This is a genomic window from Deltaproteobacteria bacterium (assembly GCA_019310525.1).
In the GTDB taxonomy this organism is placed as follows: domain Bacteria; phylum Desulfobacterota; class DSM-4660; order Desulfatiglandales; family HGW-15; genus JAFDEE01.
This window is the reverse complement of the sequence record JAFDEE010000085.1, coordinates 1-11,855: the sequence shown is the minus strand read 5'-3', so window position 1 is coordinate 11,855 and position 11,855 is coordinate 1. Positions and strand designations below refer to the sequence as shown.

10 protein-coding genes are annotated in these 11,855 nt (G+C 50.9%); 5 read left to right on the top strand and 5 right to left on the bottom strand.

Annotated features, from left to right (window positions below):
• Nucleotides 1-283: 283 nt before the first annotated feature.
• Entirely contained in the window at nt 284-1,831 is a 1,548-nt protein-coding gene (locus JRF57_13595; GenBank protein MBW2304732.1) for a hypothetical protein, read from the bottom strand.
• An 820-nt stretch (nt 1,832-2,651) separates the two neighbouring features.
• On the opposite strand from JRF57_13595, the gene JRF57_13590 reads away from it, so the two are divergent.
• The 5 genes from JRF57_13590 (at nt 2,652) to JRF57_13570 (ending at nt 7,091) form a co-directional block, all read left to right on the top strand.
• Nucleotides 2,652-3,320: a cupin domain-containing protein gene (locus tag JRF57_13590; GenBank protein ID MBW2304731.1), complete on the top strand. Its 669-nt coding sequence runs from the start codon at nt 2,652-2,654 to the stop codon at nt 3,318-3,320.
• A gap of 156 nt (nt 3,321-3,476) precedes the next feature.
• Nucleotides 3,477-3,902: a DUF1178 family protein gene (locus tag JRF57_13585; GenBank protein MBW2304730.1), complete on the top strand. Its 426-nt coding sequence runs from the start codon at nt 3,477-3,479 to the stop codon at nt 3,900-3,902.
• 273 nt (nt 3,903-4,175) lie between these two features.
• A complete protein-coding gene (locus tag JRF57_13580; GenBank protein MBW2304729.1) occupies nt 4,176-4,532 on the top strand; it encodes a hypothetical protein in 357 nt (118 codons plus the stop codon).
• 115 nt (nt 4,533-4,647) lie between these two features.
• Nucleotides 4,648-5,406 carry a Stp1/IreP family PP2C-type Ser/Thr phosphatase gene (locus JRF57_13575; GenBank protein ID MBW2304728.1) on the top strand — a complete coding sequence of 253 codons (759 nt, stop codon included), beginning with the start codon at nt 4,648-4,650 and terminating at the stop codon, nt 5,404-5,406.
• A gap of 77 nt (nt 5,407-5,483) precedes the next feature.
• Nucleotides 5,484-7,091 carry an FHA domain-containing protein gene (locus JRF57_13570; protein MBW2304727.1) on the top strand — a complete coding sequence of 536 codons (1,608 nt, stop codon included), beginning with the start codon at nt 5,484-5,486 and terminating at the stop codon, nt 7,089-7,091.
• On the opposite strand, the gene JRF57_13565 is transcribed toward JRF57_13570, so the two are convergent.
• From JRF57_13565 to tadA, 4 genes are all read right to left on the bottom strand, one after another.
• Entirely contained in the window at nt 7,076-8,128 is a 1,053-nt protein-coding gene (locus JRF57_13565; GenBank protein ID MBW2304726.1) for a PAS domain-containing protein, read from the bottom strand. The genes JRF57_13570 and JRF57_13565 overlap by 16 nt on opposite strands.
• A 315-nt stretch (nt 8,129-8,443) precedes the next feature.
• Nucleotides 8,444-8,899: a type II secretion system protein gene (locus tag JRF57_13560; protein ID MBW2304725.1), complete on the bottom strand. Its 456-nt coding sequence runs from the start codon at nt 8,897-8,899 to the stop codon at nt 8,444-8,446.
• A complete protein-coding gene (locus JRF57_13555; protein ID MBW2304724.1) occupies nt 8,900-9,496 on the bottom strand; it encodes a B-box zinc finger protein in 597 nt (198 codons plus the stop codon).
• Between the two features lie 91 nt (nt 9,497-9,587).
• The gene (gene tadA / locus JRF57_13550; protein ID MBW2304723.1) at nt 9,588-11,441 is read right to left on the bottom strand and encodes a Flp pilus assembly complex ATPase component TadA; all 1,854 of its coding nucleotides are present in this window, start codon (nt 11,439-11,441) and stop codon (nt 9,588-9,590) included.
• Between the last annotated feature and the right edge of the window lie 414 nt (nt 11,442-11,855).

The following is an 11,855-nucleotide window of genomic DNA, read 5'->3' as shown; positions in this document are numbered from 1 at the left end:
CCAACGGGACAGGCAGGCACGCAGACAGGCGCTTCGGATTCCGTCATTGCGGCGTACTGATATGTACGGCTCATTCCTGAATCCTCGCGCGCCTTGCATCTCCAGAAAACTCGGAAATCGCTCAATTTAGGTAAAATACATTTTTGGCATGGAGTTTCTATAGTATAGGTGAAGGAATCAGTCAACCGGTGGGCGCGGTAAGGGATGGGAACTAAAAAAGGGGGGCGTTAAAAGCCCCCCTTTCAGGTTACAGGCCGTTACAGGTCAGGTTGTTCCGGAACTGTTAATTAATGATAGTGGAGATGAAGCATCCACCATCGTCTGTAGTGGGTTCAACATCATCCGTATCAGTGTTGTTACCTGTCTTGGCCTTGTCGAACTTCAACTGCGGCCAGTAGTCCTTGGCATCCCCGTGGGAGTCCGCGATCTTCCTTACGACCGGGTCGTAAGAGACGGTCCAGACCGCGCTGTCAACTAGGATGGGATCACCATAGGTGAGGTCGCCATAGGTGTTGATCTGGGCGATTCCGCCGTTGGAGGCCGTGGAGGCAAGCTCGAACCTGTAAGTTGTAGAGGTGTTTCGCAACGTGTCGTTCACCGTCACCCACACGTAACCGCCGGAGATGGCAGGGGTGGCCCAAATGGACTTGTTGGCGCCGAAGTCATAGGCCCACTGGGCGGCACTTGAGGTGGCTGCCTGGCTCAGATTGTCCAGCTTAAAGCAGGTAACCGCGCTGGTGGAGCAAACCACAATGTAAGTGCCGTCAGTCACAGGAGCGGCGGTGACCCCGGTGGTGATCCTGCTGCCCGTGTACCTTACGCCGTAGTTGAGGGAAAGGTTGTCCGTCCTGAAAGAGGAAACACCACCCTCATTATCCACCACGAAGATGGAACCACCGGATACGCATGGAGTAGGAATCCACTGGTTGCTCAGGTCAGCATTGAGGCCGACAGTGGCTGATGTGACGATTCCATTATAAATGTTGTTTTTAGCAAATTGGAAAATAGTATTGCCGGAACCCGTTGAAGAATAACCAATGACAAACAGGCTGTCTCCCGAGATTACCGGGGCGGTATGAATGACACTGACACCGCTTGCGCTCGGAAAACCTGTTACATTAGAGTTTCCGGAGGAATTCGTAGTATAGGTGCCGGTCTGAGCGCTTACGGCCCAAATCGAGATTCCTGAATCACCGACGGAGTTGGTAACACCGGCGGAAGTGATTCCAAAAATGGTGGCACCGGAGTAGCTGGTGTTTTCATTATCAATGGTAACCGGAGCCAAACAATACGGGCTCGATCCGGCATTTGCTAAATCATAGGCTCCGCTGGAGGCGGGAAAAGCTGCATACCCTAACCCGTTTCCCGGTATCCCTAATTCATGGTAAAGCGTACCGGTTCCTCCATCGATGATGTAAAGGGTATTACCGGAATCGGTTGCGCTGCTTCCGACTCTTTCATCCCCCGGTGCAAGAACATACAGAACGACAGTAGTGGTCGTACCTGAAATCAACTGGGGGGGGCCGATTGGAGTGGCACCTGATACGAACTTGAGGGCCTGAACCCTTAGTTCCGTACCGTCCGTGTTGGTCAGGGTATTGCTGATGGCGTAAAGCGTCGTACCGGCATCCAGCTTGGAAGCGGCATTAAAAATGGCGCCCGTCACGACGTAAGCGGAAAGACCGCTCGAGTGCCTGCTGAAGACAGGTCCCCAGTAAACGGTGGATACCCCGCTGGTCGCGGTGCTCAGTTCCACCGTGTTGGCTGCAAGGGCCGTACCCGCGCCGAGTACCATGGCTGCAGCCAGGAAGAATGCCAAGAATTTCTTCATAAGATTTCCTCCTTGGTGAGTTTAAGGTTTGGTAGTGTAAGTTAACCCGGTTACCTGACCCTTTCAGGAGGCTGGAAAAACCGCCTCCCAGCCTGTATCCAAAAGGAGAGAACGAACTCGCACACAATTCTCCCCTTAATCAGCGGGATCTTATTAAAAATAAAGACGATTTGTCAAGATAAAAAATGTATCCATGATATTGGGGTAAAACCAAAAAAAAATTGATGAAGGGTGAAAAATGTCCTCTCTTTGGTGTAAGGATCAATTTTTCCTGTTTTTGTATGTAAATGGCTCGACATCGCCGGATAAAGGCTCGTCCCGGTGAGATTCATTACATCGTGCCGAAGAAATTATGAACCACATTTGTGGATTCGGAAGGGAGCCGTCATTTCTTTACCATAAAATTGGATGGTCCGGAAAATTCAGGATGTGTCTATCCCTGAAATGGCCGATTTTTGCAATTCCTCAGGTCAGACTCAAACCTGGGCCCTTCCCGAAGGATAGCCTCCTCGGCCTTGACTTCCGTATATTGATAATGTTATGTAACTTTTTATAATATCGGCAGAAATTCGTGATTTTCGGGCCAAGAACTTTGAACTCGCAGCGATGACGGGGAATTTCAGGACTTTGGATTCCGAATGCCGGCAGCGAACTGATTCAGGCGGTCCTTAGGAACCACCGGACGCTTCAACAATGTAGGCTGGAAGAGTTCGGAGACGTTTTCCGGGAAGTTAGTGTCAATCCGGAAATGGGCACAAGTTGGGCAAAATCCGATAATTGGGGAGAGGCCTGATCAATGGGAGAGGACAAAAGAGGGTCCATGAGCGACTATGAAGATTTTTTAAAAGATGTGGGTCAATTTGCGAGCAAGGGTGAAGAAAAGGCCTTTATTGACAGCATCAGAAGGGAGCCTCCTGAGGAAGAAAGATACATAAGTGTAGGGGAGAGGGTCAAGAAGGTAAGGGAAAAGAAAGGCTTGAGTCTTCAGGATATCGTCCAGCGCACGGGCATTGATCTTGCTCTCTTGGAGCGAATCGAGCAAGGGGAAGTTTCCCCTCCTCTGGGGATCGTCACAAAATTGGCAAAGTCCCTGGAGATGAAGATCGGGTATTTTATCTCTGGGGAGGAGAAAAAACCTTTTACGATCGTAAGAAAGGCAGACCGAAAGGTCGTATCAAGATATACTTCCGAGAAGGGAAACCGTTACGGTTACGAATACCATTCTTTGGCCCCCCATAAGAGGGACCGCCATATGGAGCCCTTTTTGATGGTATTGGCCCCATCCGATATAGAGGATGAGAGGTCCACCCATGAGGGCCAGGAATTTATCTTCGTCCTGGAAGGAAGCATGGAGGTACGTCTTGGAGAGGAACGGTATTTGCTGGAGCAGGGAGATGCCATCTATTATGATTCCAACGTTCCTCACCTTGTGAAATGCCACGGGGAAGAACCGACAAAGATTCTTGCGGTTCTTTATCCGGGAAAATAGGGTGTTTTCATCATTTATCGGATCAAAAACCCGGTCAGCGCTTTAATGTTATCAGTGGTCGGGCACCAGGGAAATCTTTCCACTGCTAGTGGAAGCAGACAAGTCATTTCATTTGCTTATCAACGATTGACTTCAAACAATGAAAGAGTGGGATATATGATTGCGTTTGATTTGGAATGTTCAAAGGGACACGTATTTGAAGGATGGTTTCAAAATAATGAATCTTTTGATGAACAGAACGCCAAAAAATTGATCGTTTGCCCTTACTGCAATGACACTAACATCAGGAAAATTCTGTCTCCCGTTGCCATGAAAACCTCTATGGATGAAAGGGACGGAAAGGGCGCCGAATCCATCGACTATCACCGTTTGGCCTATGAGATCCTGGATTACATTGACAAAAATTTCGTTGATGTAGGGCCGAATTTTGCAAAAGAGGCCCTGAAGATGCACTTCGGGGTCACGGAGAAAAAGAACATTAAGGGTTCGGCTACTGAAGAAGAAGAAAAAATGCTGAAAGAAGAGGGCATCGAATTTTTTAAGTTACCTCTTCCGAAGGTTTCTCAAAAGAAAAAGAATTGATCTTTAATGTCCCATACTGGGAATGGGAGAAAATCCCTCGCCTTCGGGCGAAGATTTTAGTCGAATCATTTTTTGAACAGGATTCAAGGGGGCCAGGGTTCGAGTGAGATCGGGATTCAAGGAAAGATGATTTTCACTTGACCCCTTGAACCCTCGGCCCCTTGGCCCCAAAAGCTATCGGCTTCAGCCGATAGTAGTTTAATATCCACCCCGGAGTCTTTGTTGGGCTATCCGGGCAGCGGCCTTCAGGTCTCTCGGTTGAATTGTTGGGACATGGGGAAAAAATCAAAGATAATCGTCGTTGTTGTGATCAGTTTACTCCTGATCGGTTTTTTCCTTAGTATCTTCATCACGGTTGATGAGGAGATGCCCGGAAATGCCGTCGTTGTTGTTACCCTGGAGGACAAGAAGTATCATTCCATCCATTTCGACTATGTTTGTGTTGCGGGCAAGACAGCCCGCACCATGACACTGGCTGAGGCCCGGAAAGCTGGTTTCACCCCCCATCAGCACTGCCGAGATCTGGGCTATTTCAAGGGCAACCGGCGTTTCCTCTTCCATCATCTGCTATCCAAGCTGGGCGTCAGGGTGAACAGCCGCTGGGATAAGAACGGGAATTGGCTTTGGTAAGGGCCGGATTCCATCAGGCCCCGTGTGACTTACTTCCCGCCTTTCGAACGATGAGTCTTCTCTTTCTGCAATCCGGATTTCAAGAATCCTTTCCCAAGATTTAGGGGCCGCGTTCATGAATTACGAGTATTTTGCCCTTTCAGAAACCGGTAAGGTGCGCAGTCATAATGAAGATTGCTATCTTTGCAGTCGCGAATTGGGCCTGTTTTTGGTCGCCGACGGAATGGGTGGGCACGCGGGCGGTGAGACGGCAAGCCGTTTGGCCGTGAGCTGTATAGAAGAGTACGTAATTCGTTCCCGCCGGGAGTCCGCACCTCAGGAGCCGGAAAATCAGATGGGATGGACCCCGGAACAAGTCCGGCTTTTTTCCGCCGTCTCCTTGGCCAACAGACGAATTCTGGAAACGGCCGACGTGCAGCCGGAAATAAAAGGCATGGGCACGACCCTTACGGGAGTCCTTTTTGAAGAGGACCATTTTGCCGTCGTGAATGTAGGGGACAGTCGCCTTTACCGGATCCGGGAGGGGCGAATCGAACAACTCACGGAGGATCATACTCTGGTGGGTGAGTGGGCGAGAATGGGCAGGATGAACCCTCAGGAAGCCAGAAAGCATCCCCAAAGACACATCCTCACCAGCGTTCTTGGAATTGAGAGGCATCCCCGGATCGATATCTCCAAAACGGCCTTGGAGCCGGGGGACCTCTACTTGATTTGCTCCGACGGCCTTCATGGCATGATCGATGACCGGGAGATTCTGGAGACGATCGAAAAGAAGCGGGAAGTATCTCTTTCCGAAGTGGGAAGTTCCCTTGTGTCGAAGGCGAATAGGGCAGGCGGGTCGGACAATATCACGGTCCTGTTGCTGGCATTTTAGACCTCTGTCGACAAACGGAGTAAAAGATGTGGATGATGCGAATCCTTCATGAGGGCGGAGGAGTACAAGAGGTCCCCTTGACCAAGAAGGAAGTGACTCTGGGAAGGAGCAGGGAGAATGATATCACGATTCCCGATAGCGCAGTATCGCGGCATCACGCCAGGTTGATGGAAACCGGTGAGGGTTTTCGCCTTACGGACCTTGGGAGTTTCAACGGCACCGAAGTTAATGGAAGGCTTGTGCAGGATATTTTGTTGAGGGATGGAGACCGAATCAGGATCGGCCGTACCCGGATCCTTTTTTATTCCGGGGCCAGGGACGGAGAGCCGACGTCTGATTCTCTGGTTTTCACGGCAGGGGATGATGATGAAAGGAGCCCCCGACCTATCATTGAGAGCCGGGCTGAAGTGGGTGGAAGGGAAAAAACCCAGGACCTCCTTCTTTCCTCCCCGATTCCGGGGAGGGAAGGAGAGTCGATCCGGGTGCCTTCTTCTGAAGAGGATCGATTCAAGGCGGGTCTTTCCACCCTTGAAAGAAGCAACAAGGTCCTTTTTGTACTGTATGAGATCAGCCGGCAACTCAATATGATTCATGATTTCAATGAACTCCTCAACAAGATCATGGACCTCATTTTCATGGTAATCGATGCGGATTACGGTTTCCTGGTGCTAACCGGCGAAGAAGAAAACAACGAGATGCTCGTTCCCGTAGTGGTTAAATCCAGGCATGATTCAGGGGGAAGTGGTAGGGAGTTAAAAGCGAGTCGGACGATTATTCGAAGGGTTATTCGTGACAAGGTCGCTCTGCTTACATCCAACGCCATGGCTGACAATCGGCTGGACCATGCCAAGAGCTTGTTTATAAAGCAGATTCGCTCGGCCATCTGTGTTCCCCTCTGGAAAAAAGACAAAATCATCGGGGTGATCCAGTTGGACAGCGTAAGGCTTGACAACCAGTTTACCCAGGAAGACCTGGAGCTTCTCAAGGCAATCGGCAGCCAAATGGCGCTGGTTATCGAGCAGGCAAGCCTGAACCAGAAGATCAGGGAAGAAGAAAAGATGAGAAATCGACTGGGGAGGTTTATTCCGCCCCAGGTGATTGACCTGATCCTCAAGGGAGGGCAGGAACTCATGGAGCCCAAGGATCTCACGGCCACCGTGCTTTTCGCGGATATTGTCGGTTTCACGAATCTTTCCGAGAAAATGCCGCCCCGGGAGACGACCCTGTTTTTGAACCGGTTTTTTTCCAGGATGACCGACATCGTGTTCAAGCATGACGGCACCCTTGACAAGTACATGGGGGATGGCCTCATGGCGGTATTCGGGGCGCCGGTCGAAAAGCGTGATGACCCGGAGAGGGCTGTCAGAGCTGCGAAGGAAATGCTCGCGGAACTCAATGCCATGCCGGAAAATCTGGCCGGAGGGAAGAGGATCCGGATCCGTATCGGGATCAATACCGGGCAGGTTGTGGCGGGGAATATCGGCTCACCCAGGCGCATGGATTACACGGTCATAGGAGATGCGGTGAACACCGCATCAAGGCTGGAATCCCTGGCAGCCCCCAACCAGATACTTATCGGGGAAGAAACTTACCGCTCGGTCAGAGGAAAACTCAAGGTCAGAGAAGTCGGGCCCTGCAGGATCAAAGGCAAGTCCGACGAAATCATGGTCTACGAGGTGGTTTGAGGCAGAGGAAAACGTGTGTGGAGAGGAATCACCCGGACCGTCTGTATGGCGCCGATCACTTGGCCGTTCCTGCCGTAAAGGAGAGCCGCCGAAATAACCCCGCGGCAGCCTTCACCTAAGGCCGGCAGATCGAGCTCTATTTCAACTGTCCCATCATTCAAGGGTGGAACGGTATTTTCTCCTTTAGAAGCTGAAGATCTTTCAAAACGGTTAAGGACGGCATCCGCCATGGATCCCTGTCCGTCCACATCGAATCCATTCCAAACCTTTTTCCCCAAGATTTTCTTTGCCGGGATCCCTGTAAGTTCAGCGCAAGCCTGATTCCACTGAATCACCCGATGATTTCGATCGATGATGAAGGTAGGAACAGGGATATATCGGAGAACCTCCTCACAGAACTTCCTGGCCTCCCTGATTGCTTCCCGCTCCCCCTGCTCCATGTATACGCATACTCCCATTCTCCGCCGCTCGAAAAGGAAGGCAAGAGAAACGATGAACAGGAGGGCCACGAGAAAAGCACCAAGGGAATATAGATCAAAGATGTCCGGTGGGATCAGATTCGGAAAGAGATGCCCCCTGCGATAGAGACACAGGACCACTCCCATTTCCACGAATACCAGAAGGGTCCAGAGGGTTCCCCAAAGGAGACTGCTCAACAGGTAAAGGGCCATAAGCACCAGTGCCCCATTCAGAATCCATGTAGGATGAGGAGCGCCCGAAGGTGTGATCGCCCCCGTGTTCCACGCGATGATACCGAGAGCCGCCCAAAGGACGAAGAGGGTGTAATTGGCCACGAAAAAGAAGCATTTCCTGCTTTTAAGGGCAAAAAAGGCGGGAAGTAAGAGAACTCCAGCAAGAATGGTTACTCCGAAGAGGGTATTTGCACCGATATAAAGGTAAAAGAGCCCTAGGAGCGGGGCCGCCGCCAGGGCAGATTTCAAGAAGGTTCCCAGGAAATCGGCGGTTCGAATTTCCTCCATGGAGAGAAGAGTATCGGCGCAGGTCCTGCTGAACTGGATCTTCGGGGAGATGTGCATTTTTTCAAGGAATGGGGGATGAAATCGGCCGGAAAGGCCTGTTATCAAATTTTGTTACCTGAATTTTGCAAGTGTCGAGTTTGCCGAAGATGCGAGGCATCGACCGCGCAGCTGTAGTCTTCTACCGCAAGCGGTCGATAACGAAGCAGATTCGGTAAACTCGACGCTCCCGAAGGGTAAACAATCTTGAAATATTACTCTTAATCCTGTTCTCACCAGTAGGGCTGAACTTCCACCTTGCCCGGTTATGACCTAAGAGGGGGATTTTCAATGAATTTTTTAACGGGTTCAGGATTGTTTATGCAAGATTCAGGGTTACCTGTCCCAAGTATATGTTATTGTCTTTCCTTCGGAAGATACCGTTCCATAGATCGCCCTGTGGCCGTTCCGATAAAGAGGGAAAGGTGCGCTTATTTTTATCTGGCAATAGGCGGAATAGTTTTCGATCATGTACTCAAGTTTGTGTCCTATGGGAATGGAGACTTTCAAGGCGTCTTTGATTTTAATAATCCAGTCTTGGGCCTGTGGAGGAGGGTTGTCACCCGGGGGGATGATGATGGGCCCAGATCCCACAGCAGGGAAAAAACTGTCATGTTCGAGGTAATATGTAATCTGGCCGTCCAACAACTGCTTCATCATAACAGCCGCTTCAGATCCATAGGCCCGCTGCTGCCAGATGCGGACCAAGGGCAGAGCGGTCCCGGCCAGAATGCCCAGAATAACGATTACGACCATCAATTCAACAAGGGTGAAACCCGCTCGTCTGCTCATCTAGGATCCTTTAACGTCAGGGGCCTGGATGGTAATGCCCTGCGGAGTAATGGTCATGTTCATTTCCCCTTTCACGGATTTTGAAAAGGACAGATAGTAACCGACCCGGGGATCAGGCCGGTAATTCAGTTTTTGGAGAAGTCTATCAGGGTTTTTCCCCAGGGAGAGATATTTCGGAATGAGGTCCGTCAATCGTTTGGGGTACCTGTTGCCTTCATAGTAAGCATATCGTTTGAGGGAGCTGTCCACCATGAAGAGCAGGAGGCGTGGCTGGTTTTCAAAATCGGCCACTCCCCCCGGAGGTTCCGGGACACCAAAGAGGATGATCCCCCACAACACAAGGATCATCGCCGAAGAGAGGATCACAAAGTAATGAAAAGGGCCCCATTTCCGCTTCTTTTTTGATCTTTTTTCGCTTGCCCGCCCTTTTTTTTCACGGATCGTATCTCCAGCCTCGGAGATGGATCGGAACATGGCGCATTGGAAGCAGTAATAGATTCCAGGCCTGGATTCCTCGGCGCAATCCTCACAAAGGGGGATTCCACATCCGTCGCAAAAATGAACCGCTTCTCGATTGGGATGATGTTTGCATCGCATAGCTCACACCACGAGGTGGCCTTATGACTGAAAAGCGTTTCGAGAATGAAGGAAAATGGGCCGGCAACCTGAGCGAAAGTATACCAGAGTTCTATCCATGTTCAAGTGCCCCGTTTCCCAATTCATTCCTGCAGTATGGGCATACGACCCACTCCGCCTGGACGATTCGGCCGCAGGAATCACAGGCGGGGACGAGTGGATTCAGGCAATAGGGGCAGTCTCTGAAGTCGAGGCTTACGGCCTTTCCGCACTGGGTACAGATCGTTGTCAATTCTTCCTTTTGTTGGACCGCTTTGAGGACCTCATCGATTGTGGTGAGACCCTCTTCGATTTTTTTCAGGCCGCTTATTCCCAGTGTGGTCATCCCGGTAGCCATAGCGGCTTCCCTGATCTGATCGAGGGTGGCTCCTGAGTGGATGAGTTCTCGGATTTTCCGGCCTACGATCATGACTTCTTCAATGACCGTTCTCCCCTTCAGCCCGCGATTCCCGCACTTGGGGCATCCCCTTCCCTTGAAAAACTTGAAGGGCAGCAAATGGGTATCCAGCCCCAGACGGCTGAGCAATTCCTGGTTTGGAACGTATTCCACGCGGCAGTAAGGGCAAATCTTCCGCACCAGCCTCTGGGCGATCACCCCGATTACCGATGAGGCGATCATGTATGGAGGCATTCCGATATCCACGAGCCTTGTGACCGCCGAAGGGGCGTCATTGGTGTGCAAGGTGGAGAAAACGAGGTGACCCGTCAGGGACGCCTGCAGTGCAATCTCGGCCGTGTCGGCGTCTCGAATTTCACCGACCATGATAACATTGGGGTCCTGTCTGAGTATCGAGCGGAGTACAAAGGGAAAGGTGAGCCCTACCTTCTCATTGATCTGGACCTGGTTGATTCCCTCCAGTTCGTACTCAACGGGGTCCTCCACAGTGATGATGTTTACCTCCTCCGACTTGATCTCCTTTATGCAGGCGTAAAGCGTGGAGGTCTTCCCGCTTCCGGTTGGGCCAGTAATGAGGATCATCCCTTGGGGATGCTTGATAAAACTCTTTACGATCTCCAGATTCCGTGGCGCCAAACCAAGCTCATCCAGGGAAAGAAAGGCATCTTGCTTGTTCAGGATCCGGATGACCACCTTTTCTCCATAATAGGTGGGAAGGGTGGAAACCCGGAGGTCAACGGAAAGGTTCCTTGCCCGTACCCGGATCCGCCCGTCCTGGGGGAGGCGCTTTTCAGCGATGTTCATCCCTCCGAGGACCTTGACCCGGGACACGATGATCGGTTGTGTCCACTTGGGAAGTCTGATGGAGTCCTGGAGCACCCCGTCGATCCGATTTCTCACCCGGACCTGGTTTTCCTGGGCCTCGATATGGACGTCACTTGCCCCCTTCTTGATGGCGTTTTTTATGATCAAGTCCACCATCTTCACGAAGGGCGAATTCTTCAAGGCTTCGAACTGATCTTCCTCTTCTTCCTTTATTTCTTGCTCGGGCAACAATTCCAGAAGATCTTCATTGGAATATTCCGTGACCACTTCAGAAATGGTTTTTTCCGGGTGATAGTGTTTCTGAAGGGTTTCAAGGATCTGACTTGGCGTGGAGATGGCGGGCTGGATGTTGAATCCGGTGATAAACTGGAGATCCTTGATCATGTTGAGATCCAAGGGATCGGCCATCGCAACGTCGAGGATGCTGTCCCTCAAGGATACAGGGATGCAGATGAACTTACGGGAGACCTCCTCGGGGATGCATTCAATGACCTTTCCGTCAAGTTCGAAACTGGTCAAATCGATGAAGGGAATTTTCAGTTGCATGGCAAGGGCGAAGGCCATCTCTTCTTCGCTGATCCATCCCTTTTCGATGAGAATTTGGCCCAGCCTTTTCCCGGATTCCTTCTGGAGATGCAAGGCCTCAGCCAGTCTGTTCCCCGGGACAAGGCCGGTCTCGATCATTGATGCATTTTTCCGAGTGTCGGGGTGGGAGGATTATTGACGTCCCGGAAGTGGGAAAAAATCCTTGTCTCAGGACTGTAATATCCCTGAGGTTCATTTTCAAGTACTATTTATTCCGGATTATGCAATTGCCAAGTTTGCCGAATCTGCTGCGTTGTAAGACGCTTGAAGTACTGAAAGTAGTCTGGGGCACCTTACGCCTTGCATCTTCGGCAAAATCGGCAATCCCGAAGAGTGACGAATTTTGAATGAATTTGATGTTTCCTGACTGCACCTTTTGGTGAGACCTTTGAAAAACGCCCCCTTTTGCCCAATCTCTGCGCCTGCCTGTGCCGGACCTATCTGCCATTCCAAGGGGCAGGCAGGCACGGCAGACAGGTCAGACTCAAATTTTAATCCTCGAAATACTCCAAT

Coding starts and splice junctions, on each gene's coding strand:
- JRF57_13595 (MBW2304732.1), bottom strand. CDS start 1,831: ATGAAGAAATTCTTGGCATTCTTCCTGGCTGCAGCCATGGTACTCGGC.
- JRF57_13590 (MBW2304731.1), top strand. CDS start 2,652: ATGAGCGACTATGAAGATTTTTTAAAAGATGTGGGTCAATTTGCGAGC.
- JRF57_13585 (MBW2304730.1), top strand. CDS start 3,477: ATGATTGCGTTTGATTTGGAATGTTCAAAGGGACACGTATTTGAAGGA.
- JRF57_13580 (MBW2304729.1), top strand. CDS start 4,176: ATGGGGAAAAAATCAAAGATAATCGTCGTTGTTGTGATCAGTTTACTC.
- JRF57_13575 (MBW2304728.1), top strand. CDS start 4,648: ATGAATTACGAGTATTTTGCCCTTTCAGAAACCGGTAAGGTGCGCAGT.
- JRF57_13565 (MBW2304726.1), bottom strand. CDS start 8,128: ATGCACATCTCCCCGAAGATCCAGTTCAGCAGGACCTGCGCCGATACT.
- JRF57_13560 (MBW2304725.1), bottom strand. CDS start 8,899: ATGAGCAGACGAGCGGGTTTCACCCTTGTTGAATTGATGGTCGTAATC.
- JRF57_13555 (MBW2304724.1), bottom strand. CDS start 9,496: ATGCGATGCAAACATCATCCCAATCGAGAAGCGGTTCATTTTTGCGAC.
- tadA (MBW2304723.1), bottom strand. CDS start 11,441: ATGATCGAGACCGGCCTTGTCCCGGGGAACAGACTGGCTGAGGCCTTG.